The sequence below is a fragment of the Synechococcus sp. J7-Johnson genome (assembly GCF_024345795.1).
Taxonomy (GTDB): domain Bacteria; phylum Cyanobacteriota; class Cyanobacteriia; order PCC-6307; family Cyanobiaceae; genus Regnicoccus_A.
Map to the genome: position 1 here is coordinate 1 of NZ_JAGQBU010000027.1, position 19787 is coordinate 19787.

At 61.7% G+C, this 19787-nt stretch carries 31 protein-coding genes; 8 read left to right on the forward strand and 23 right to left on the reverse strand.

All coding sequences use genetic code 11. From position 1 onward, the window contains the following. Window positions 1-440: 440 nt before the first annotated feature. Window positions 441-896 carry a pentapeptide repeat-containing protein gene (locus KBY93_RS12250; protein WP_255094759.1) on the forward strand — a complete coding sequence of 152 codons (456 nt, stop codon included), beginning with the start codon at window positions 441-443 and terminating at the stop codon, window positions 894-896. 282 nt (window positions 897-1178) lie between these two features. On the opposite strand, the gene KBY93_RS12255 is transcribed toward KBY93_RS12250, so the two are convergent. Together KBY93_RS12255 and KBY93_RS12260 are read right to left on the reverse strand one after the other, a co-directional pair. Beyond that, window positions 1179-2111 carry a hypothetical protein gene (locus tag KBY93_RS12255; protein WP_255094710.1) on the reverse strand — a complete coding sequence of 311 codons (933 nt, stop codon included), beginning with the start codon at window positions 2109-2111 and terminating at the stop codon, window positions 1179-1181. A gap of 108 nt (window positions 2112-2219) precedes the next feature. Beyond that, on the reverse strand, window positions 2220-2990 hold the full coding sequence (locus KBY93_RS12260) for a glycoside hydrolase family 75 protein (protein ID WP_255094711.1): 771 nt from the start codon (window positions 2988-2990) through the stop codon (window positions 2220-2222). 299 nt (window positions 2991-3289) lie between these two features. Here KBY93_RS12260 and KBY93_RS12265 point away from each other — a divergent pair, with 299 nt between their 5' ends. Next, entirely contained in the window at window positions 3290-4204 is a 915-nt protein-coding gene (locus tag KBY93_RS12265; protein WP_255094712.1) for a restriction endonuclease, read from the forward strand. 95 nt (window positions 4205-4299) lie between these two features. Here KBY93_RS12265 and KBY93_RS12270 read toward each other — a convergent pair whose 3' ends face one another. From KBY93_RS12270 to KBY93_RS12280, 3 genes are read right to left on the reverse strand one after another with little or no spacing between them, the layout of a single operon-like run. Continuing rightward, a complete protein-coding gene (locus KBY93_RS12270; protein ID WP_255094713.1) occupies window positions 4300-4884 on the reverse strand; it encodes a sigma factor in 585 nt (194 codons plus the stop codon). 4 nt (window positions 4885-4888) lie between these two features. Beyond that, window positions 4889-6592 (reverse strand): terminase, encoded by a 1704-nt coding sequence (locus KBY93_RS12275; protein WP_255094714.1) that lies wholly within the window; start codon window positions 6590-6592, stop codon window positions 4889-4891. Continuing rightward, window positions 6592-7155, reverse strand: coding sequence for a hypothetical protein (locus KBY93_RS12280; protein ID WP_255094715.1), 564 nt, complete (start codon window positions 7153-7155; stop codon window positions 6592-6594). The genes KBY93_RS12275 and KBY93_RS12280 overlap by 1 nt, the downstream gene beginning before the upstream one ends. A 411-nt stretch (window positions 7156-7566) precedes the next feature. On the opposite strand from KBY93_RS12280, the gene KBY93_RS12285 reads away from it, so the two are divergent. Beyond that, window positions 7567-7956 (forward strand): SLOG family protein, encoded by a 390-nt coding sequence (locus KBY93_RS12285; RefSeq protein ID WP_255094716.1) that lies wholly within the window; start codon window positions 7567-7569, stop codon window positions 7954-7956. Window positions 7957-7970: 14 nt separating this feature from the next. Here the strand turns inward: KBY93_RS12285 and KBY93_RS12290 are convergent, their stop codons facing one another. The 17 genes from KBY93_RS12290 to KBY93_RS12370 all read right to left on the reverse strand — a co-directional run bounded on the left by KBY93_RS12290 (window position 7971) and on the right by KBY93_RS12370 (window position 16650). Then, window positions 7971-8285, reverse strand: coding sequence for a hypothetical protein (locus KBY93_RS12290; RefSeq protein ID WP_255094717.1), 315 nt, complete (start codon window positions 8283-8285; stop codon window positions 7971-7973). Then, window positions 8282-8458 (reverse strand): hypothetical protein, encoded by a 177-nt coding sequence (locus KBY93_RS12295; RefSeq protein ID WP_255094718.1) that lies wholly within the window; start codon window positions 8456-8458, stop codon window positions 8282-8284. The genes KBY93_RS12290 and KBY93_RS12295 overlap by 4 nt, the downstream gene beginning before the upstream one ends. Continuing rightward, the gene (locus KBY93_RS12300) at window positions 8455-9177 is read right to left on the reverse strand and encodes an exonuclease domain-containing protein (protein WP_255094719.1); all 723 of its coding nucleotides are present in this window, start codon (window positions 9175-9177) and stop codon (window positions 8455-8457) included. The genes KBY93_RS12295 and KBY93_RS12300 overlap by 4 nt, the downstream gene beginning before the upstream one ends. Continuing rightward, window positions 9177-9395, reverse strand: a complete 219-nt coding sequence (locus KBY93_RS12305) for a hypothetical protein (protein WP_255094720.1) — start codon at window positions 9393-9395, stop codon at window positions 9177-9179. Before KBY93_RS12305 ends, KBY93_RS12300 begins: the two co-directional genes overlap by 1 nt. Window positions 9396-9415: 20 nt before the next feature. Further along, window positions 9416-9607, reverse strand: a complete 192-nt coding sequence (locus KBY93_RS12310) for a hypothetical protein (RefSeq protein ID WP_255094721.1) — start codon at window positions 9605-9607, stop codon at window positions 9416-9418. Beyond that, window positions 9604-9915 (reverse strand): hypothetical protein, encoded by a 312-nt coding sequence (locus KBY93_RS12315; protein WP_255094722.1) that lies wholly within the window; start codon window positions 9913-9915, stop codon window positions 9604-9606. Before KBY93_RS12315 ends, KBY93_RS12310 begins: the two co-directional genes overlap by 4 nt. Window positions 9916-9918: 3 nt before the next feature. Next, complete coding sequence (locus KBY93_RS12320; RefSeq protein ID WP_255094723.1) at window positions 9919-10275, reverse strand: hypothetical protein; 357 nt, start codon at window positions 10273-10275, stop codon at window positions 9919-9921. Between the two features lie 3 nt (window positions 10276-10278). Further along, entirely contained in the window at window positions 10279-10503 is a 225-nt protein-coding gene (locus KBY93_RS12325) for a hypothetical protein (RefSeq protein WP_255094724.1), read from the reverse strand. A gap of 4 nt (window positions 10504-10507) precedes the next feature. Beyond that, entirely contained in the window at window positions 10508-11383 is an 876-nt protein-coding gene (locus KBY93_RS12330) for a DUF2303 family protein (RefSeq protein ID WP_255094725.1), read from the reverse strand. A 3-nt stretch (window positions 11384-11386) separates the two neighbouring features. Beyond that, window positions 11387-11752, reverse strand: coding sequence for a hypothetical protein (locus KBY93_RS12335; RefSeq protein ID WP_255094726.1), 366 nt, complete (start codon window positions 11750-11752; stop codon window positions 11387-11389). 3 nt (window positions 11753-11755) lie between these two features. Then, entirely contained in the window at window positions 11756-12982 is a 1227-nt protein-coding gene (locus tag KBY93_RS12340) for an ERF family protein (protein WP_255094727.1), read from the reverse strand. Window positions 12983-13036: 54 nt separating this feature from the next. Then, the gene (locus KBY93_RS12345; RefSeq protein ID WP_255094728.1) at window positions 13037-13744 is read right to left on the reverse strand and encodes a hypothetical protein; all 708 of its coding nucleotides are present in this window, start codon (window positions 13742-13744) and stop codon (window positions 13037-13039) included. Then, on the reverse strand, window positions 13744-14193 hold the full coding sequence (locus tag KBY93_RS12350; RefSeq protein ID WP_255094729.1) for a hypothetical protein: 450 nt from the start codon (window positions 14191-14193) through the stop codon (window positions 13744-13746). The genes KBY93_RS12345 and KBY93_RS12350 overlap by 1 nt, the downstream gene beginning before the upstream one ends. Before the next feature lie 334 nt (window positions 14194-14527). Next, window positions 14528-14884 (reverse strand): hypothetical protein, encoded by a 357-nt coding sequence (locus KBY93_RS12355; protein ID WP_255094730.1) that lies wholly within the window; start codon window positions 14882-14884, stop codon window positions 14528-14530. After that, the gene (locus tag KBY93_RS12360; RefSeq protein ID WP_255094731.1) at window positions 14881-15360 is read right to left on the reverse strand and encodes a hypothetical protein; all 480 of its coding nucleotides are present in this window, start codon (window positions 15358-15360) and stop codon (window positions 14881-14883) included. Before KBY93_RS12360 ends, KBY93_RS12355 begins: the two co-directional genes overlap by 4 nt. A gap of 3 nt (window positions 15361-15363) precedes the next feature. Continuing rightward, complete coding sequence (locus KBY93_RS12365) at window positions 15364-16380, reverse strand: hypothetical protein (RefSeq protein ID WP_255094732.1); 1017 nt, start codon at window positions 16378-16380, stop codon at window positions 15364-15366. 39 nt (window positions 16381-16419) lie between these two features. Beyond that, window positions 16420-16650: a hypothetical protein gene (locus KBY93_RS12370; RefSeq protein WP_255094733.1), complete on the reverse strand. Its 231-nt coding sequence runs from the start codon at window positions 16648-16650 to the stop codon at window positions 16420-16422. A 117-nt stretch (window positions 16651-16767) separates the two neighbouring features. Between KBY93_RS12370 and KBY93_RS12375 the strand changes: the two genes are divergently transcribed. The 5 genes from KBY93_RS12375 to KBY93_RS12395 all read left to right on the forward strand — a co-directional run bounded on the left by KBY93_RS12375 (window position 16768) and on the right by KBY93_RS12395 (window position 18742). Then, window positions 16768-17436 (forward strand): PD-(D/E)XK nuclease family protein, encoded by a 669-nt coding sequence (locus KBY93_RS12375; RefSeq protein ID WP_255094734.1) that lies wholly within the window; start codon window positions 16768-16770, stop codon window positions 17434-17436. Between the two features lie 138 nt (window positions 17437-17574). After that, the gene (locus tag KBY93_RS12380; protein WP_255094735.1) at window positions 17575-18018 is read left to right on the forward strand and encodes a hypothetical protein; all 444 of its coding nucleotides are present in this window, start codon (window positions 17575-17577) and stop codon (window positions 18016-18018) included. Between the two features lie 26 nt (window positions 18019-18044). Then, window positions 18045-18197 (forward strand): hypothetical protein, encoded by a 153-nt coding sequence (locus tag KBY93_RS12385; RefSeq protein WP_255094736.1) that lies wholly within the window; start codon window positions 18045-18047, stop codon window positions 18195-18197. After that, window positions 18194-18436: a helix-turn-helix domain-containing protein gene (locus KBY93_RS12390; RefSeq protein WP_255094737.1), complete on the forward strand. Its 243-nt coding sequence runs from the start codon at window positions 18194-18196 to the stop codon at window positions 18434-18436. The genes KBY93_RS12385 and KBY93_RS12390 overlap by 4 nt, the downstream gene beginning before the upstream one ends. A 150-nt stretch (window positions 18437-18586) precedes the next feature. After that, window positions 18587-18742 carry a hypothetical protein gene (locus tag KBY93_RS12395; RefSeq protein ID WP_255094738.1) on the forward strand — a complete coding sequence of 52 codons (156 nt, stop codon included), beginning with the start codon at window positions 18587-18589 and terminating at the stop codon, window positions 18740-18742. Between the two features lie 86 nt (window positions 18743-18828). Here the strand turns inward: KBY93_RS12395 and KBY93_RS12400 are convergent, their stop codons facing one another. Next, a complete protein-coding gene (locus KBY93_RS12400; RefSeq protein WP_255094739.1) occupies window positions 18829-19689 on the reverse strand; it encodes a dienelactone hydrolase family protein in 861 nt (286 codons plus the stop codon). Window positions 19690-19787: the final 98 nt, after the last annotated feature.

Consider the following 19787-nt stretch of genomic DNA (forward strand, 5'->3'; position numbering starts at 1 on the left):
GGAATTCAGAAGGAAAGCTGAGATTCGGGCCGACGTATCTACCGTAAGCCACTGGTCAATAGCGAAAAGGGCTAGTCCAACCACCGGATAAGATCGTGGCTGCGCACGATCTATCCTTGTTCGTTATACAGTCATGCAGATCTGTGCATGCCTTAGCAGCTACTAGAGGGCACATTGAAAATGACCGTTGTTGCCTGTCCAGACAACTGAAACGCTTTGGCAGGACTGGAATCAGATTGGACGTCTCGGCTAATTTATCTGTTTTCATCGAGGTGCCCTAGAATAGATCGCAATCCCATCCAATTATGAGCAATCAGGATTCATCCCCAAAAGAGATCAAGGACACCTTGGCTTGGGAGATGCTAAAGCTACTACTTGTCCCAATCGTCTTAGCAATCTTTGGCGTTTGGCTCAATGACAGTTCTGCCAAACGAGAGAGGATGCAGAACTATCTAACTAGCACTACTGAGTTGGCAACAAAGACAGCTGCCCAAGGGAAGAAAGGGAAGATAGGTGACTATCCAACCCTTCGTTCTCTGGTGCGTCTAAGGACACTTCTCCTGTTGTCAGAGATAGATCCTGCGAGCAAGCGTCAGGTCATTGAGTTTCTTGCCAATTCTGATCTGCACTATCAGATTTCTCTGGAGAGAGCAGACCTTAGCGGCGCTGACCTTTCCGGGTTGTATTTGAGGCATATTGATCTCAGACGGGCGAATCTACAGGGAACAAATCTAAATGGAACAGATCTACGAGGGGCAACGCTTAGAGGCGCTCAAGTCAATATGCGTACGTCTCTGAACCCTACCTTTACTGATCAGTGTACGATCTTACCTAGTGGCGCTAGGCTGCAGACCTCAGAAGATAGAAATGACTGCCGTAGCTGGAGAATGAATTAGCGTCTCATGATGCTGTAAAATCATGCTATTGACAAAGGCTGCCACCTTCAAGCAGCCAACCCGAACCAAAGCTCCATGCGGCCTGGTGATGGCATGCGTTAGTCGCGTATAGCTAAAGATTTGCCAAGTCATAGGATAGAAGATAGTCAGTTATCTCATAGAGAATGCACTACCAAGAATCCGCGCTTTCCCTTGAATTAAGAACAAGCTATGGTTGCGTTCGGAAATCACAAGAAACTTGTTTAAGTCGAATTCAACACGGAAAACCTGCTCGATAAGCAGTTAGTACAATGAGTTATAAGCATTGTAAACTGTTTTCAACATTGAAGCAGACTTCTTCTGCGCCTTCAAGGCACTTCGATCACTGTCACCATCATCGGAGTAATTAACTTCTACAGTCGTAAATGGGAGACCTTTTGACTGAGCATAAATAGACAGCGAGCCATCAAGACACGTGTTAGTTGATAGCGTAGACGGAAGTTGCTTGACAACATTGTAGTCTTTGCTAGAATAAAAATCAAACGTCCTGTCATCCGTGACGAAAAAGAAGTCACCACGAGATGCTTGGTCCGAGGCTTGACTCTTTGATGTATATCTCTTGGCGCATGCAGTGGGGATTAGCTTTTCGGAATCGAAAGCAAGAAACCGATTGTTATGAACAACGACTAGGTACAGGTTCGGATCTTGATTATTGATCCCAAGCACTCGAATAAGATCATTACGGAAGCCAACGACTGCGGAATTGACTTTTGATAGAACAGCAGGACTAGAAGGAATTGATCCGAGCTCATTAGAGATGCAATTAGCCGATAAACCAACTTTGATGCGGTTATCATCCCAAATGCGGTTAGGGTCAAAGTAATAGCTCTCGCCGCCAACCGAAAAGGGCACAAACCTGCACAGATTGCCCCCTTTGTCCAGAGGGGGAGAGAGTGCAACAAAACTACCTCCCTTCTCAATAACGCTCGCAATTACAATTGGATTAAAAGTTTGTTCATTATTATGCAAAGAGAGAAATGTAAGGCCACTAGGCTTGCTTGTATTCTTATAGACAACTACATTAATCTTGCTGTCACCAATTCCAATGGTTAGGTTCTTAATGTCGAGGTCTCCCCTTAATACCTCGGCAAAGACGGGGGGTGAGAACATGCATGCAGCGCCAACAATGCCGGCAAGAGTCAGTTTGCTTGAATAGCCGATGAGTTGGTTAATCATGACTTCTAATCCTCCAATGGTGAAATGACGTAGCCTGAATCATTGAAAAAACTGGAGACCTCATCCAAGGTAGTATTCACGAACAGCAATGGCTGAATATCGATGAATCTAGTGTGATGTAAACTGTCTCCATAGCTGCTCGCCTTTTACTTGAAGTCTTTCATTAATATTTGAAGGTTGTAACGGCTGGTTATTAACATGAGAAAATAAGGCCTGTCTAGTACCTGGAAAGATAAAGTAAAGTACATTACCTGCAATTCCAACATCCTTAACTTTGGTGCAATTACCTTGATTGTCTCTTGAAAGGCAGACTCGATGGCCTAGCTTCTCGTGCAACTGAATCGACCCTTCTCCTATCTTGCATTTTGGGCCTTGGTCTGCAACGACACCATAGACACGTTTATTATTATACACAATAGCAGCGATATCTCCAAGCTCAACACCAAGATCTCTTTGAAACCCACCTAGAGGAATAACAATGAAGGGAACACGATCAGAATTGAGGCTGATATTCCCTGGAATCTGATATTGCAATGAAGTTTCAGGTTGATGGGTGGCGTCTGGATATAAAAGTGGGGCCCCATCAGTATCAAGTCCCATTTTTGCATCAAAAAAGACTACACCGCCTCTAAGCCTCATCAGCGCACTGTTTTTATTTGGATCTGCAGAGCAACCGTACTTCAACGCAGCTTTGTCGCAAGTGTTGGTGAGGTCACACTCGTTAAATCTCTCGCGATACTTGAAGCCCACTTCTTGGCCGCTAAAACTAACTCCTTTAAGTGCGTCCACCGACTCTATTGGTGGTGAGTAGCCAGCATAGGCAGCAGTGCCGGAGAAAGAAAAAAGAATAGCGAGCAACTTAGCAATACGAGTCCTCATGTCGACCTATAAAGAGTCTGCTTAACATATAGGGATAGATCGTAGACGCAACCCATAAACTTGACAAATCTTAGCCTGTGCGCATGGGCGAAGCCGCCTAGTAGAATCGCTCAGCGCGGTAGTACATTCAGAAGTATTCGGTCTACGCCTCGAGAAATATCCACCTGAGCCTAATTCTAAGGCGCCTAACATCAAGATCCAGCGAGCGGTGACATTTATGCCGAACCATCATGCAAAGTCATGTCCCGCCGCTGATCCTGAGTGTTATCCTTGGACAATGAATCTAGTGAAGAAACACGATGAGCGTGCCGGATTTTCAGAGATTTATGCGACCACTCCTCGAGGTTATCGATAATCTCCCTGAACAAGAACTAAAAGTCGTCACAAAGAAGCTTATTGAATTGTTTAAATTAACGGAAGACGATCTAAGGGAGAAGATTCCTAGCGGAAGAGCTTTCCTTTTTGACAATCGACTAGGATGGGCGAACACATATCTTAAGAAAGCAGGGCTGATTGGGTCTGATAGGCGCGCATATCTACAAAGAACAAAAAGTGGTCATGAATTTCTTGCCACTCATAATGGAGAGATTAAGATCAGCGACCTAAAGAAAATTCCACGTTTCAAAGATTTTCATCAGGCCAAAGGCAAAGAGTCCGTCGATGTTGAAGCAGAATCCGCGGTTGAAGAACAAACTAGATCGCCCGAAGAGATAATCTTCGCTGCATACGAAATCGTCAACCGTGGACTGGTGAGTGAACTGCTGAGAATCGTAAAGGGCTGCTCACCCGCCTTCTTTGAAAAACTCGTCGTCGATCTCATGATTGAAATGGGATATGGTGGTTCACGCAAAGAGGCTGGCAGCGCCTTAGGGAAGTCTGGTGATGGAGGAATTGATGGAATTATAAACGAGGATAAGCTTGGATTGGATACTATCTACTTGCAGGCAAAACGCTGGGAAAACACAGTTCCAGTCAAGGAAATTCGTGATTTTGCCGGAAGTCTGATGGGTAGAAACGCAAGAAAAGGAGTGTTCATTACTACTTCAGACTTTCCCAAGAGCGCCCATGAGTTTGTCAGTTCCATCGATCGCAAGATCATACTTATTGACGGAGAGCGGCTAGCAAGACTCATGATTGCGAACAACATTGGCGTCAATCCACGCGAAGTCTTTGAACTCAAGAATGTGGACAACGACTATTTTGAAGAGACCTAAAGAGTCAAGCCAACTGATACTCTAAATTCCCCAGGTTGCAGATCATCAAGAGCGTCAGAAAAGGCCATGAATGTGCCACATTTGCTTTTTAGTCCTCAAGTATCCGGCTGCAGCGCAATCACCGTGATCGAGCAGGCATCCTGAATCTCCCGCCAACGCTCGGCCGTGATCCCCAGCCGGTGCGGAACCGCATCGGGAGGCAGTCCTTCGCGCAACAACTTCTGCCCGCTGGCGTAGAGGTCTCTCCAGGACGGCGGCACCTTGATCGCAAAGCCGTGATCCCGCAGGTAGTGGGTGATCTCGCCGTTGGCGTAGGTGCGGGCGTAGGGCCGAAATGAGCGCCCACCCGTGCCATCGAAGCGTGCGGCTGCCTTGAGCAGTCCGATCACCGCGAGTTGGCGCAGATCATCAAAGGGATGGCTGGTGCGGCGAGCGAAGTTGCCGGCGATCTTGTCGGCCAAGTCCACATGAGCCAGAGCGAGCCGATGCACCGCCGCCTGAGGGTGCTCGGGCCGCTGCCGCCAGCGCTTGCGTGGCGGCTGGGGAGGCGGCTGGTAGGGAAAGGCAAAGACGAGCTGCTGATGAACGCAGGGGATCCGGCGGCGGCGGTGTAGGGGGCGCAGCGAGGGGACAACAACATCAGTGGCCGTCGTGAGCAGGGGCAGGCAGAGCTGGGCCACGGCGTCAGCGAGAGAGAAGCATCGGCAGCGGATCGCGCTTGATGCCCAGGCCGCGCCAGTAGCGGGTCTCCAGCCACAGGGCCCCATGGCCAAAGGCATCGACCAGATCCTTGGTTCCCTTGGGAAAGCGCGGCAGTTCCTCTACCAGCGGTGCAGCGCGGTGGTGGAAGCGCACCTGGCCCGCCTCCAGCAACGGGGCGACGGCATGAGCGCGCGACTCCTTGCTGCCCCGGGCGGCGACCGGCAGCAGCCCCGGCACCTTGCGCTTGAGGGTCTGCTGCACCGCCGGTCCATTGGCGGCGTCCTCGATCAGCACCGCCTGGGGCCGCAGGCCCTGCGCGTCGAGAGCCGCGAGGGTGGAGAGCAGGAAGCGGATCGTCTGGGGCAGATCGAAGTGGTGCCGGGCCGCCCAGATCACCTCCAGCTCCAGCTGCGTGGCCAGGGGCCTTACGGCCCGTGGCCCTGCTGCCTGCCTCTCTGGAGCTTGCGGCCGTGCAACATCCGGAAGCAGCAGACCCATCAGCACGAAGCCGCAGTGGTCGTTCTGCTCCTCCCCCTTGAAGGACAGATCACAGGAGAGCACCAGGGGCGAGAAGCGGCGGGGTTGCTCGCGGGGGAACGGCGCTTTGATCCAGGCCCGCTGGAAGATTGCCCCCTGGGCCGGTGAGGGCCGCTGCTGATAGAGGGCGTTCCACCAGAACGAGCCCACACGGGAGCGGATCTTGAGCAGCTCGCTCAGCGGGAACCGCTCAGGGCAGAGGGCCTCGCCTGGCTGGCGCCAGTCGGGCTCAACGGTGCAGGACGCCGGGAAGCTCTGCCGATCGGCAGGGTGCTCGGCGATCGCCGGCAGGTTGAGGATGTGCCATTCCTGGGGGGCATCGCCCGTTTCCTGGGCCAGCAGCCAGCCGATCACGTCCTCGTGGTCCCAGCGGGTGAGCACGATCACCTGGGCCGAGAGGTTGTGCTGCAGGGCGCCATCACCGGCAGCGGTGAACTGGGGTTCGGCGCGGGTGAACCAGACGGCCTTGAGCCAGTCCTCGATCCGCGATCGCACCCGGGCGGAGCCGGCATCGGCGGGGCCCTTGTAGGGGTCATCGATCACACCGAGGCTGTAGCCCTTGCCCGTGAACGGCCCGTCCACACCAGCGGCGATGCAGCCGCCGCGTTGGGTGGTGAGCCAGTTGCCGACCGCCGCGGAATCCTTGGAGAGCTGGTTGCCGGTGACGCGGTAGAAGTGCCGCGCCTCACGGGAGTGGGCATAGGCCAGCTCACCGGAGTAGCTGGCAATGGCGGCGAACAGGTGCGGGTGGCGGTAGATGAAGTAGGCGGGGAACAGCTTGGAAACCAGCAGTGATTTGCCCAGCCGCGGCGGGCAGGTGACGATCAGACGCGAGAGCTGGCCATCGGCGATCGCCTGCAGCAGGGCAATCAGCACCAACGCCCAGCGGTGGAAGCCGTAGCGGGGGAAGGCATCAGCGATGAACTCCCGGAAGCTGAGCGGCGCCGTGCTGGCCAGGGAAAGGGCGGGATCAGCGATGCCCAGCAGGCCACCATCGCGCCAGGGGTCGTGGTGGTGGGGGGAATGCAGCAGGCCGCCATCGAGCAGCTGAACCGCAGGGGCACGATGGTCAGAGGCCAGGGGCCCGATGGCCAGGCGACTGGGGGCGAGAGGCCCGAGGCTTGGGTGCAGCAGCGGCCCTGCCACCATCAGGCCACCTCGCCTGGCGGCTTGATCGGGGCGCGCAGCATCCCAGAGATTTCACAGACCACGCGGTGAGCACCAACAGCTGCGGAGAACTGCTCGGCGTCAGCCGCACGGCGAGCCACATCCATCAGCGCGAAAATCTGCTCGGCGATGTGCAGCGAGCGATCGGTCACCAGCTCCTGCGCCATGCGGGAGCGGGCCACCTTGATGTACTTGCGCAGGGTGTAGGAGGAAGTCATCCCCCACAGCTCGAAGGCCTTCTCGCTGATGAAGCGCTTGGGTTGGCGCTGGGCGATCCAGAGCTGCAGCTGAGCAATGCGGGACTCCACTTCGGCATGGGAGGGCTTGAGGCGGCTGTTCTTCTGCTGGGGAAACTGAACGCCGCGAGGCTGTTTCGCGCTCGGCACGCCGGTGGCTTCCAGATCTTCTGGTTGCCTGGCCAGATCAGGCCAGGCGGGGTGACCATCAGGGTCTTCGAGTGGAGCCGAATTGCGCAGGATCTCAACGACAGGATCCGGCGCGAGGTCGTCGAACTCCCCCAACGCGTCCGCAAGCTGCACGCGCATCTGAGCGGCAGGATCAGCAAGTACACGTAGGGTATCCGTAGTCGTTACGCAGTAACGCACCTGAGTTTAGACATTCAGGCATGGGATGCCAGACGGGACAAGCAGTGCGGGCGCCCGGCGGCGGGGCGTCAAGGTGTCAGGCCGCGCAAGGGCTACGCGAGTTCGGCCTGACGGCCTCACCCTTGCCCTGGCCTGATTCGGCCTTCCCTCGCCGCCACCCGGCTGGGGCGGTTGGGTCACGGGGGCAAGGCCACTTTCCCGCGGCTGCGGTGGCCTGGCGCTCGGGGGCCGGCCGCCAGAAACCCAGTCAAGTCAATGGATCTTAGGCTTTAAGCCGCTAGAATAGGGTGCGTTAACACCGGATGATCCGGCTGTGAAATGGATACTTGCTTTGTCGCGCGGCCGCCGCTGGTGATCGTCGTCACAGGCGGCCGGGAGCTGGCCTGGTCTCTGGGGCGGATCCAGGCCCAGCTGCTCGCTGCCGTGGGGAATCGGCCGGTGGCGGCCCTGTTCCATGGCGGGGCTCGTGGTGCCGATTCCTTGGCCGATCAGGTGGCCAGGCGGCTCGGCTGGTCGGTGCGGCCGATGCTGGCCCAGTGGTCGAAGCACGGCATCAGTGCGGGACCGATCAGGAACCGTGAAATGCTCAGGTCTGCAGTCGCCACCGCCCAGCAGGCGGGCGTGGCTGGCGGCATGATCCTGGTGGCGTTCCCCGGCGGCAAGGGCACCCAGCACTGCACAGGAATGGCCCGCACGCTACGGGAATGCGGGCACCCGATCTCCATTCGGTCTGCAAGCTGAGCAGGCGGCTTAAATCACCGTGTGGATGGCGTCATCCGGATCGGTGGCATCCGGGCCCGGCCCGATTCCGTGCACTTCCGCCGGCTGCTCCCAAGGCGACTGATCCTGCTGGGGTTCATCTGCCTGGGGCTCGTCCGCCGCCGCACCAAGGCCTCCAGCTGGCGCGAGTCGCGCATGTCCGCGGCGACTATCTGCACCTGCTCCGGGTTGGTGAGCAGGCGGCTCTCCTGGCGGCGCCTGCAGACATGGAGAGCGGGGTGAACGCTCTGGCGCAAGCGGTTGATACAGATCGTGGAATGGGCAGAAAGAAGATGGTTGGTGACGCTCATGGCAGATCGTTGAAGCGGTTGCGGGGGTCATCCATCAGCTCCTGGCGTCCCTTCTCCTTGCCGTAGAGCCAGGCGTCAGTGGCCTGGCCGGGCTTGGGGCCGTTGGGCTTGAGCATGGTGACCTTGAACTCGGTGGCTGGGGTCCAGCTCGGCTTCTTCCTCCGGCGGCTCATAGCTGCACCTCGTAGGTGGGAAACGGAAGGTCTTCGATCTGGGCATCAGTGAGCTTGCGGATCCAGAGCTTGCGATCCGGCAGCCAGCGGAAACCCGCCTCCTTGGCTTCGTCCTTGCGGGCGAAGGGCAGATCAGCGGCCACCAGGCGGCGGGGCAGCAGGCCCTCCAGCAGCTTCTGCTCCAGGGCGGCGGCACGCTCAAGGATGGCGGCCAGGTAGATGCAATCGGTCAGGGCGCGGTGGGCGGCCCAGATCGGAACGCCATGGGCGAGCGCCAGGGACTGCAGCGATGGGTTGGGGCGTACGTCCTCCCAGGTGATGCCCTCGCAGGTGCAGATCCAGGGGCGCTGCAGATCCGGGTGGGTGGCGGTGTCCAGAAAGGTCTCGATCCAAGGCCGATCGAAGGCGGCGTTATGGGCCACAAGGGCATCGGCTTGACGCACCATCGCCCGCAACAGCACGGCCGCCTCCTCCACCGGGGCCGGCAGCAGGGTCAGGCCCGGCGCGATGCCGTTGATCGCCTGCGCGTCATTGCTGAACACCGGCAGCAGGAAGGAGAGCTGCTGGAGGATCGATCGCTGCGGCACCGAGAACAGGGCCGCACCGATCTCGCAGAGCTCGGCCTGAGGGGGCTCGAGGCCGGTGGTTTCCACATCGAGGATCAGCAGCGTCTGTGGCCCGCTCGGCGACGGGCGTAGCTGCGGGGCTGGGAGGGTCATCAGATCCAGCGGCAGGAGGAGAGGAGGCGGTAGAGGTGGGGGAAGCGGGCAATCGAGCGAGCCGCGTCCTTGTAGCCGTGCCAGCACCGGAGGACCGCGAGGAGGTGGAGCTGGTCAGCGGGCAGCCGCTCATCAGCGAGGGAGGCGCTGAGTTCACGGCGGATGCGGACCGCGCGGGCGATGGCGAGCGGCAGCGGCAGGGGGCGGGCACTGCCCATGGCAGGAAGGCGTTGGGTCCTCATGGCGCCGGCCGCTGCAGCCCTGCTCGCTCCCGCCAGCGTCCTGTGGCCGCAAGGGTGACCGGATCAAGCAGCGCAACCGGGCCGGTGCGGGGAGAGTTGACGCGCAACTCCACAGCCCAGCCGTTCCAGGCGACGTAGACCCCATCGCCCAGGTACGTCTGCTCCGGTTTGCTGTGTTCGCCGCTCATGGGATGTCCATGTGCAGGAACCGGATCAGGTCCTGAAAGCGTGTGCGGCAATGCTCAAGCTGAGCCCAGGCCGCCAGCGCGTCGCCATACAGCCGCTGGTGCTCCGAGTCAGCATCGGGCGGCGGCGCCTGCGGCGGCTGAAGCGGTTCATCGGTGGAAAGAATGTGGCGGGCTGCCGCCTGGATCGGTGCAGCGGCAAGGCGGGAGCGGCAGTGGTTGCCGGCCCAGTACTCCCGCTCAAAGTCTTCCAGGACCGCATTGGCCAGGTGTTTCACGGAGGTGGTGAGGACAGCCGGGTGAAGAGACATGGTTCAGAAGGGAATTTCATCGTCATCGCAAGGGGAGGGATTGCCTTGAAACCCGCTGCCACTGGCGTAGGCAGGCGTTGGAGCCTGCCCTTGGGAACCATTGCCAGGCAGGTCCGAGGGGTCCTTGAGTTGGACCGTTCGATAATTGTTCCCACCTCTGGACTGGTTGTGATACTCGAAGGCCAGCAGGCGGACGACATTGTCGTTGAGGTAATCGTCGTATTCACCGCTCTGGCCTAGCAGCCATTCGGCGAAGGCATGGACATCAGTGAGCGGAAGGATGAGATTGCCGGAAGCGGAATAACTGGTTCCCTGTTTCTTGGGTGGGAAGAGCTTAATCGTGAGCTTGGGGAGCGCCATGGATCAGCTGTCGATGGGGAGCTTGAAGTGGCGACGGAGAATGTCATGCACGGCACCGCTGAGGGTGAGCCGGTGCTTTTCGGCATGCGCCATGACGCGGGCGAGCACATCAGGCCAGAGGCTGGTGGTGATGCGTAACGCGGAGGTGCGGCGGCCATAGCGACGACGGCCGCCTTCGGCTGCGGGACCGGGTGATGGGGCGCCCGGGGGGGTGAGAGTGTTCGCCATCGGCTCAGAGCGCCGGGGCGGCGCCGTGAAGAATCGCCAGATCAACGCCTTCCGCCACCTTGGTGAGCACCTGTGAGAAGGCGGCTCGCTGGATCTCATCCGGCCGATCGAGCAGCACCGTGAAGCGCAGGGCGCCGGAGTTGAGGCGGTAGCGGAAGCGGGCCTCAACACGGAAGGGGTCCATGCCTTCGTAAGGGGAGAGGCCGAGGACGATGCGCTGCGGGATCTGCAGGGTTCCGGCCTGGCCTGCTCTGGCTTCGATGGTTTCTTCGTAGGCGAACTGCACCTGGCCGTTGTCCAGGCGCCGGGCCGCCTTGATCACAGCGCCACTGGTGGCCGAGATGGTGGTGGCGATCTCCAGCAGCTGAGCTGCCTGGGGCTCGCGGATGTCGGCGGCGTGATCCTCGAGGTACTCGGCGAACTCGAGCTGGCCGAGCGGCTGGCCGGAAATGGCGGTCCAGGCCAACCAGGCGGTGGTGGGGGTGAGGCTGAGGCGAGCGCGATGCCGGCCCCAGCCGGCGAGCGATTCTTCCCCGCGGCCCTGATCGCCAGCGGCGTGATCGTCGAGCACCGCTTCGATGGTTCCGGCCTCACGGTTGGCGTAGAGCGTGGTGCGGCCGCTCTGCTCGTGGAGCTTGACGTAGGCGGTGAAGGAGTCGTGTTCGCTGAAGCTGAAGACCCCACTCTTGATGAAGGGAGGTTGGCCATGGCGGCGGCGGTGCTCGTCGGTGTCGAGATCGATGATCTGAACGCCTGAAGCAGTGGCGACGGCCCAGACCTTGAGGGGAGAGAGCAGCTTGGCTTCTGCCGCCAGGCGCGCCTGATCGACGATCACCTGGGCCTCGAAGCCGCAAAGCGGCGACTTGTTGGTTTCAGCCATGGATCAGGCCTCCTTGAGGTCGGAAGGTTGAAGTCGGGGCAGAACCTGCAGCGGTAGTTCCGGCTGGCGGGGATCACTGCGGCTGAGGGAGAAGGAGTCCTCATCGAAGAAGAACAGCGTCTCTTCCCTGTCGAGTTCGGGGATCTTGGTGGTGATCTGATCCGCCACGAACATCTGATGACCGCCGCCACGGGCTGCCTTGGAAATGCGGACCTTGAGGGTGAGTTCACCGGCCTTGCCGGTTTCCATCACAGCGAGGGCGACCTTGGCCAGGGCGTCGGTGAGTTCGCTGTGGGTGGCGCCGTTGCGCTGGGAGTGAAGCCATTTGGTGAAGGGCTCCGGGCCGTTGTTGAGATTGGGAGTGCCCATGGATCAGACGGCAACGGGCGTGAGTTCTTGCACGCGCTGAGCGATGAAGGCCGCATGGTCGCGGGTTCTGATGTAGTCGCTCACCAGGGCAGCTTCCGGTAGGCCGAAGTGCTGACGGAAGGCAGCGATCAGGGGCGGGATCGACTCGTTCGGCAGAGAGCGGATGGAGCCGATCAGGCCCTGGATTTCAGCCGGGGTGAGCTCAGCGGCCTGAGGCGCGGTGGTAGGAGTCGCAGGACTGACAGGATCAGCAGCAGCAGGAACAGCAGGGTCAGCCTCAGGAGGAGCAGCAGAGGAAGCAGCAGAACCAGAAGCCGCCACCTGCGCTGTGGCCTGCGTGGCCTGTGCCTCCTGCTCAGCGGCGGCTGCGCTGCGTCGGCCACGGGGTGAGGAGGGCCTGGGTGCGGGCGTCTGGTTGGTGGGAGCCGCCACCGCAGCTGGGGCCTGGACTGCTGCGGAGTGATGGCGAGAGCGACCACGGGCTGAGGCCCTGCCGTCCTGGGGCTGCCGGTCCTCGAGGTCGCCGTAATCGGCGCCGTCGTTGTCTTCAGCGGCAAGGGAAAGGATCGCGAGGATGGCGTAGCGGCGGAAGTAGGTCACGGCACCCCCGATCGAGTGGAGCGGATTGGTTGTGGTGCCGAGGCTCTGGAGCGTGCCGTAGAAGCCCTTGATCTGATCGTCGAGCCGCAGGCCGATCTGGCGCTGGGGGGAGGGCGGCGGCAGCAGGGGCTTCTCGGCGCTGGCAGGGGGAGTGCCATTGCCGTTGGCTTCGGGTGCCTTAGCGACCGGCGGTGTGGGTTTCGGTGGCAATGCCGGTGGCAGGGTGCCGGCGGCGGCGAGCTGCAGATCGAAGGAAAAACCGCTCAGGGCCGCCAGGCGCAGGTCATGCAACCGGGCCAGCAGGGTGTCGAGCGTGGGCAGGGCCAGATCGGAAGTAAGTTCCTGGCCGCTGGGCGCATGGAGCAGCTGGGTGCGCAGCAAGGTGGCATCACCGGGACCGGCGAGCAGGGTCTGGGTGAGCACCAGCCCCTGCTCCAGCAGGGGCGGGGTGACGGCATCGAGCACGGTGCGCAGGTCAGCGAACTTGCCGTACTTGGCATCGGTGCCCTTGAAGATCGGACCGACGCGACGATGAAACGCCAGCAGCGAGAGGACCAGCGTGGCGGGATAGGCGGGCTGCTCGGTAGCGGGGGGCGGCGCTGCGGGAGCCGCAGACGAGGAGGAGGGCATGGAGCGATCCTGATTAGCCCTATCCTAACCTTAACGTGCGTTAAACGGTGAGTCTTAAGGGTGCGTTACGACAGGATTGAGAAGACTGGCGGCCCAGGTGTCCAGGGCCAGGTCAGGTCGCAGCCGATCGTCCGGATCGATCAGCTCCTGCAGCTGCTCCGGCGACCACACGTCCCAGCCGCTGAGCACGCTGCGCAAGACCTCCACCTCCTCACCTGAGAGACGCCGAGGTGTCTCGCCGCTGACGTGGGCCGCAAACGAACGCCAGGCCTCGAGCATCGGCAGGCCTGCGGCGCTCGCCTGCTCGCGAAAGCGATCAGCGATGGCGGCGGAGGCGCAGGCGGCCTCTTCCTGAGTTGGCAGCGGGCGCTCCCTGGCCCACTCGGGAGCCTCCTGCTCACCGATGAAGTGGGAGAAGAAGTCGGTGGCGATCCAGGGCACGCCGTCCTCGTGGAGGATCGGCCGTTGCTTGGCCAGGCGAGCCACCAGAGCGGGGTCGTCGACACCGCTGAAATCCTGGGCTACCAGGCGGGCATTGATCAGCCCGAGCTGGATGAAGGTCACCGGGTAGGGCTGCTCGATCTTGCCCCGCTGCAGCTTGTTGAAGGTCGAATCGGCAATGGCGGGAAAGCCAGCGGCCTTGCCCCAGCGCAGCGGAATGTCGTGGCTCCAGCCGCCGCGCTCCAGCCAGAGGCTCAGGGTACGGCCGAAAGCAAGCCGCGACTCCTGGGAGGGGTAGAGAGCGTGGGCTGGACTAGCCATCAGGCAGCACCTTGGTAAGCAGCGACTAACGCACACTCTGACGTGCCCTCCGCGGCTGCCGCCAGGGGGACGCCAGGGGGCGTGAACTGGGGAGCGGGATCGGTGGAGGGAGCCAGCACCCGCAGAGCCAGCACCAACCGCGCCCACTGCTCGGGAGTGAGCACCACCCGCCAGGTGCCACCGCGAAAGCGCACCAGGGTGGCGGCGTGGGGGAGGCGGCCGTTGCGGCGCTGACGCTCGGCGCCGGCGGGCTTCTCGCGCATGGCGCGTGCCGCATCCGACCAGTCAGCCACCTGCAACGCAAAGCCGTCGAGGCCGTCGAGGTCGCCCTCATCGTCGAGGCGGCCAGCACCGAGTTTGCGGCGGATCGGCAGGGCCAGCAGGAGGGTGAGCAGTTCGGCGGCCTCCCGCTCGGCGCGATCGCCGCGTGCCTTCGAGGGGTTGGCCATGGCCAGTCAGCTGAGAATGCCAACCTAGGTGACGCTACTAATTCGAAAGAGAGCCTAAGGAGCAGAAATGCGCCCAGTCATTGATGAAGAGGCCCAGCAAGGCGCCTAAGGGATAGCGCCTGATCAATGTGACAGGCAACGGCCCATCGAGGCCCCGTGCAGGGCACCTGACCCTCAATCCGGCGGCTGTTGCGTAAAGGTGTCACACCGCGCCAGGGTTACACAAGCCGCTTGGCGGCCCTGTCGCTGGTGTGGTTCGTTTCTCCTCGCCGCCGCCGGAGCTGGTCTGGGTGGATCACCAAAGCCGGGCGTTCACCCGCGACTGCGGTGTCCATCAGCGCCTGGAAGCCGGCTGCGGCGCACCGCTCGCTGAGCCGGCTCGATCGGCTGCTGCCTTGATGTCGGCCGTTCGGGCCTCTTCCTCCAGGGCCTGCCGCATCAAGGCCTCCCACTGTTTCGGGTTGTCCTCGATCCATTCCCGCGCCAGGTTGCGGGGCCTGCGTTGCTCGCCCGCTCCCGGGTAGCGCATGGCCGGCGAGCGACGACCCGGCCAGCCCTTATCCAGGCCGGGCATCCCTGAGCGCAGCCGGTCCCGCTCCAGCTCCTCCCAGGCCGGGGTCGGCTGATCGAGATCCTCCAGTGTCATTCGTCCGCGCGCTACCAGGAGCGCGAGCTGCATCCCGATCGTCACGGCGTTGGTTCAGCCGGCGTCAGGTGGTGGCCGTTGCCGACGCTCGGCAGCGAGGCCAGCACGCTCAGGTTGGCGAGGACGCCGCCGGGCTCATGGCGAGCACCGTCGTGGTCGGGCAGCCCGTGCTGCGCGTGGAGATCCGCCTGACTGGCTGGCAGTGGCTGAAACCCATGGCCTGCCATCCGCTGGCCCAGGTCCTGCCTCAGCCCCCAGGCAAAGTTCGGGGCGTCGTTCTCGAGCCGGTACAGGTAGCGCAGCAGCGCCAGATGCACGGGCATCTCCTCGGCTCTGGCCGGGTCGAGCAGGTACTGCTGGCTGGCGTAGGCCAGGTGCCTGTGGGTGAGTTCCTCGCCGACCCGTGGCGGCAGGGTTGCCCATAGCAACGCCATCGCCTTGCCACTCGGCCGCCGCACATACGGCAGCAGTTCGGCCAGAAGCTCAATCGTGTCCGTGAGGTCCTTCGGTGTGATCGCCATGGCTCAGGCCGCGCTCTGCAGGTCAGGAGCCGCCTGCTCACGCTTGAGCCGCTCGGTGTAGTTCCAGTAGGCGCCGAACACCTCGCCGCCACTTGCCTTGGGGTTGTAGGTGGCGCGATAGCGGCGCTCAAAGGCCGCCAGTTCCGGGTAGATCCCGCCTGCTGTCAGGTCTTCCTCGCTCAAGTGGATCGGCTCCGGGTGCGCCAGCCTCCAGGCGTGCCAGGTCTTGTGACGGATGAAATGCCAGCCCTTCTGGGCCGCGACCGAAAGCTGCTCCCGTACCTGCTCGATGCCACCAGCCGGATCCGCCTCGATCCGGCAGAGCTCTGCCTGCAGGGCAGCAAAAGCCAGCGGTGTGCGGTTGCCCTCCTTCCCGCTCCAGAAGGCCAGCAACTCGTCGCTGACAGCGGCCAACTGGGGAGTCACCCGGAGGCACTGATCACGCATGGCCTCGGCCAGGGCTGGCTGCAGCGCCGGCTGTTGGCCCTCCCCCTGCTCGTCCCGAATCCTTACCCCAGAAATCCCGTCCTCCTCCTCGCGGGAGCCCTCGGACGGGGACCTGTGGCGGCGTGAGGAGGAGGTAGGAGGAGGAGTTATTCCTTCTTGGATTTCTTCTTTAAGAGATAAGGAGGGGCGTTCGTTTTCCGAACGCTTGTGTTCGTTTCCCGAACGGTTCCGTTCGTTTGGCGAACACCCCCGTTCGTTTCGTGGAGAGGCGTTCGTTTCGTGGATGGCAGGGTCCTCAAGCTCGTCATCCGCCTCGCCGGCGAACCTCAGGACCGGCGCAAGCTCCTTGGCCACCTTGTGCGCCGTGGAGAGGGCCAGACCAGCAATCCGAGCCAGCTCGCGGGTGCTCAGGCGCGGGATCAGCCGGTCGTTGCGGAAGTAGGTCAGCAGTCGCAGCCAGGCACGCAGGCCGGCAGCGCTGAGATGGTCCGTGGCCCAGCAAGAGCGCCCGTAGTCGAGTTGCAGGAAGGGTCGCCCGACCACCAGGGCCGGGCAAAGAGGTGTGCTGAACATCGAGGGGTGAAAAGTCGGGTGATCAAGTCATCGCGGCCCTCAGGCCGCCAGCCGCTCTCGTCCCTCCCGCTGCTCCCGCTGCTCTCGCAGCTCCTGCTTGACCCGCTCCACCTCCTGCCGCTCCTCCTCGATGAGGTGGTTCAGCAGGCGGCGCATGAAGGCCGAGGCTCCACGCTGGCCCGCATGGGCCCTGAGCCAGGCGATCTGCTGGGGATGAAGCAGAAAAACGATCGTGTTCGTGGGCTCCGGCTCAGGGAGCGGAAGGGGCAAAGGCATTGGGGTCATTAGAAGTTCTCTGACGTTAGCGCCAGTAGAGTGGCTTTAACCCACGCTGACGTTTTATCCATAGCAAGTCCTATGCCTATTGCCAGCAATGCGCCGTACTGGTTGTCACCGCTACCGATCGAGCGCGACGACAGGACCTGGACCTACCGGCTCACGGATCGCCACCACTGGTTCCCGATCTCGATCACCGGCGTGATCGCCCGGGTCTGCAAAACCGAGGACGCCCTGGCCTGGATCGAGGCCTGGCGCGAAGTCTGGGAGCCTCGCGGCAACACTTGCCATGCCGCCCTCCAGCACTTCGCCCACGCCCGCTGGGGTGGGCCACAGGAGCTATGGCCTGACGGCCAGGACTGGTCAGCTCTGCCGCAGCCCCATGGCGAGCAGTACGGGGCCTATGGCGCCTGGATCGAGCCGCTGCTGGCCGAACCGCTCTGGGATCACATCGAGGTGGTCGCCTCGGAGGTGATGGTCTTCGACGTGGTGGACAACGTCGCTGGAACCATGGATCTGATCGTCCGCTTCCCCGATGGCAGCTACGGCATGGCCGACCTCAAGTCCCTCTCGGAGCAGGGAAAGAAGTACGACACCAGAGCCCAACTGGGGGCGGGAATCCTGATGGCCCAGCGGCGCTATGGCCTTGCGTTCTCGCGGGGGCTGACGATCTGGGCGCGGCCGGGGGCCTGCCAGATCCAGACCCACCCAGCAGAAGCCTGCGTCAGCAAGTGGGAGTCAGTGCTCTCCGCCTACACCAGTGAGTGGCGCCCTTTCTGATCCTTAAGCTGTTCTATTGCCGTCCGTTAGTCCTATAGTTTTAGATGTAGGCCGCCACACCCTGCCAAGCCGTGACCAGGCCCGACATTCCGGCGTTCGCCCGTAGCCGCGTTCAGCCAGCACCTCGCACCGTTCCCCATGCCCGCCACCGCCCCTCTCGCGCCGACCGCCGCGCTGCCCTCCGCTCCCTGCTCGTCTTCTCCGGAAGCGCTGGTTTCCTTGCCGGTTGCGGAGCCGTGTTCCTCTTTCTCGCTGTCGCAGGAGGTCGCTGATGCCCTTTACGCCGCAGCCGAGGCCAAAGAGGCGTTCATCGCGGCGCAGGACAACCTCAGCCGAGCGACTGAGGCGCTGGATCAGCTGGTGGAAGCGGGTGTCCTGCCCGAAAAGGGCCTCCCCACCGTCAGCGGCTTCGTGATCTACCGCCAGGAGGGCCGGGTCAGCTGGAGTTACCCCCAGAGCATCAAGGAGTTGGAAGCCAACCTCAAGAAGCGCAAGCAACTGGCCGAGCAGCTCGGCGAGGCCAGCCAGAAGCGGGGAGCCCCGTTCTGGACCATCAAGGCCAGCGATGAGGGGGTCCTGTGAACCCACCGGAGGAGCCAGGGACGCTCGTGGCAGCTCACCTGAGGGAGCTGCCCAATGCCGCCATCGATGCCGCCATGGAGCTGGCCCACCTCCACGGTGCCGGTGCCCTCGTGCTGGCCGTCACCGACGAGTTCGCTCGCCGCCACACCCGTCACGCCATCCAACCCGACCTGCCATGACCGCCTCCCCCTGGCTGGGGGCGCACGACGCTGCTCGCGCCCTCGGCATCAGCTACAGCACCCTGTACCGCTGGCGCACCGCCGGGCTGTTCAAAGCTGGCACCCACTGGCGCCGCAAATTCCCCAACACCAATTCGCCGGTGCTCTACCACCTGGATCGTTGCAACCAGACGATGTGCGAGGCCACGGCCACCAGCCTCAATTCGATCGAGCCAGCGCTGTTGATGCCGGTGATCTGAAGGGAGGTCAAGAGGTTGCAGCCGTCATCACAGAATGCCTGCCAAGCCTCCTTTCTTTGGAGGCCCAACGTCATCTGAGCTGGGAACACTCTCAGCATTCACCCCAGGCTGAGACCACTGAACACTGCCGACATCTCCATCCAGCTCCTGATGGACACCACCAACGCCCTGCAGGAGATCGAGTCACGCATGACCGCCCGCGCATTCGGTGCAGTCCACAACCCCGATCAGGGACCAGCAGTGAGGAAAACGCTGGGGGAGCTGCTGGAGGTTCTTGACCGCACCAGCCCTGACGGGGTGATCTGAGCTGCCACTGCAGCTCCATACACCTCCAGCATTCAAATCCGGAGCTTCTCTGCTGACCACCCTGGCGGCAATCAACACCCTGGTCTTCAGGCGACGCCGTTGGCTTTGAACCATGCCTGCAGCCGGCTCCAGCCGTCCGCAGCGGCTTCCGGCCGATAACTGGGGCGGTAGTCGGCATGGAAGCCATGGGGAGCCTCCGGATAGATGACGATCTCGCTGCGACTGCCTGCCGCCTTCAGGGCTGCTTGCATCCGCTCAACCGTCTCCAGCGGGATGCCATCGTCCTTGCCGCCGTACAACCCCAGTACCGGAGCCTTGATGCTTGCCACCAGATCCAGGGGATAGGAGGGCTGCTCAGGGGTGCTCTCTCCAACCAACCGCCCATACCAGGCAACACCGGCTTTGAGGCTGGGGTTGTGCGCGGCGTAGAGCCAGGTGATGCGGCCACCCCAGCAGAACCCGGTGATGCCGAGTTTGCCGGTGTCTCCTCCTCCCGCTAGGCCCGCCCATACGACAGTGGCATCGAGGTCGCTCATCACCTGGGCATCGGGCACCTTGGCCACCACGGGCCGAATCGATGCGATATCCGGCAGCTTGGTGACATCCCCCTGGCGCTCGAACAGGCTGGGGGCGATGGCCAGATAGCCCAACCGCGCCAACCGCCGGCACACGTCCTGGATGTGGGCATGTACCCCGAAGATCTCCTGCACCACCAGCACGACCGGTAAGTTCGTCCCTGTGGCTGGTCTGGCGCGGTAGGCAGGAATCGTGCATGCTTCCACAGGGATGCTCACGAACCCTTCTGTCAGTCCGCCTGCATCGGTGGTGATCGTGGCCGCTGAGATCGGGCGCACGGCCACAGCGAAGCCAGCGGCGAGTGTGCCCAGCAGCAGCTCGCGGCGGCGGATGCCCTGGGGGCTGGCTGGATCGGATGGGGTCGAGGCCATGCGGAGGGGATGCCCTTTCACTCAGGTCGTCATTCTGTTGCGCTCCTCGAACTGGGTTGGCCGGGATGGCCCTGCTACCCCCGGTCGAGGACGAACTC

Coding starts and splice junctions, on each gene's coding strand:
- KBY93_RS12380 (WP_255094735.1), top strand. CDS start 17,575: ATGCCCGCCACCGCCCCTCTCGCGCCGACCGCCGCGCTGCCCTCCGCT.
- KBY93_RS12275 (WP_255094714.1), bottom strand. CDS start 6,592: ATGGTGGCAGGGCCGCTGCTGCACCCAAGCCTCGGGCCTCTCGCCCCC.
- KBY93_RS12395 (WP_255094738.1), top strand. CDS start 18,587: ATGGACACCACCAACGCCCTGCAGGAGATCGAGTCACGCATGACCGCC.
- KBY93_RS12330 (WP_255094725.1), bottom strand. CDS start 11,383: ATGGCTGAAACCAACAAGTCGCCGCTTTGCGGCTTCGAGGCCCAGGTG.
- KBY93_RS12360 (WP_255094731.1), bottom strand. CDS start 15,360: ATGGCGATCACACCGAAGGACCTCACGGACACGATTGAGCTTCTGGCC.
- KBY93_RS12345 (WP_255094728.1), bottom strand. CDS start 13,744: ATGGCTAGTCCAGCCCACGCTCTCTACCCCTCCCAGGAGTCGCGGCTT.
- KBY93_RS12280 (WP_255094715.1), bottom strand. CDS start 7,155: ATGCGCGTGCAGCTTGCGGACGCGTTGGGGGAGTTCGACGACCTCGCG.
- KBY93_RS12390 (WP_255094737.1), top strand. CDS start 18,194: ATGACCGCCTCCCCCTGGCTGGGGGCGCACGACGCTGCTCGCGCCCTC.
- KBY93_RS12400 (WP_255094739.1), bottom strand. CDS start 19,689: ATGGCCTCGACCCCATCCGATCCAGCCAGCCCCCAGGGCATCCGCCGC.
- KBY93_RS12315 (WP_255094722.1), bottom strand. CDS start 9,915: ATGTCTCTTCACCCGGCTGTCCTCACCACCTCCGTGAAACACCTGGCC.
- KBY93_RS12260 (WP_255094711.1), bottom strand. CDS start 2,990: ATGAGGACTCGTATTGCTAAGTTGCTCGCTATTCTTTTTTCTTTCTCC.
- KBY93_RS12320 (WP_255094723.1), bottom strand. CDS start 10,275: ATGGCGCTCCCCAAGCTCACGATTAAGCTCTTCCCACCCAAGAAACAG.
- KBY93_RS12255 (WP_255094710.1), bottom strand. CDS start 2,111: ATGATTAACCAACTCATCGGCTATTCAAGCAAACTGACTCTTGCCGGC.
- KBY93_RS12310 (WP_255094721.1), bottom strand. CDS start 9,607: ATGAGCGGCGAACACAGCAAACCGGAGCAGACGTACCTGGGCGATGGG.
- KBY93_RS12365 (WP_255094732.1), bottom strand. CDS start 16,380: ATGTTCAGCACACCTCTTTGCCCGGCCCTGGTGGTCGGGCGACCCTTC.
- KBY93_RS12300 (WP_255094719.1), bottom strand. CDS start 9,177: ATGACCCTCCCAGCCCCGCAGCTACGCCCGTCGCCGAGCGGGCCACAG.
- KBY93_RS12335 (WP_255094726.1), bottom strand. CDS start 11,752: ATGGGCACTCCCAATCTCAACAACGGCCCGGAGCCCTTCACCAAATGG.
- KBY93_RS12290 (WP_255094717.1), bottom strand. CDS start 8,285: ATGAGCGTCACCAACCATCTTCTTTCTGCCCATTCCACGATCTGTATC.
- KBY93_RS12265 (WP_255094712.1), top strand. CDS start 3,290: ATGAGCGTGCCGGATTTTCAGAGATTTATGCGACCACTCCTCGAGGTT.
- KBY93_RS12340 (WP_255094727.1), bottom strand. CDS start 12,982: ATGCCCTCCTCCTCGTCTGCGGCTCCCGCAGCGCCGCCCCCCGCTACC.
- KBY93_RS12305 (WP_255094720.1), bottom strand. CDS start 9,395: ATGGGCAGTGCCCGCCCCCTGCCGCTGCCGCTCGCCATCGCCCGCGCG.
- KBY93_RS12250 (WP_255094759.1), top strand. CDS start 441: ATGCAGAACTATCTAACTAGCACTACTGAGTTGGCAACAAAGACAGCT.
- KBY93_RS12350 (WP_255094729.1), bottom strand. CDS start 14,193: ATGGCCAACCCCTCGAAGGCACGCGGCGATCGCGCCGAGCGGGAGGCC.
- KBY93_RS12295 (WP_255094718.1), bottom strand. CDS start 8,458: ATGAGCCGCCGGAGGAAGAAGCCGAGCTGGACCCCAGCCACCGAGTTC.
- KBY93_RS12325 (WP_255094724.1), bottom strand. CDS start 10,503: ATGGCGAACACTCTCACCCCCCCGGGCGCCCCATCACCCGGTCCCGCA.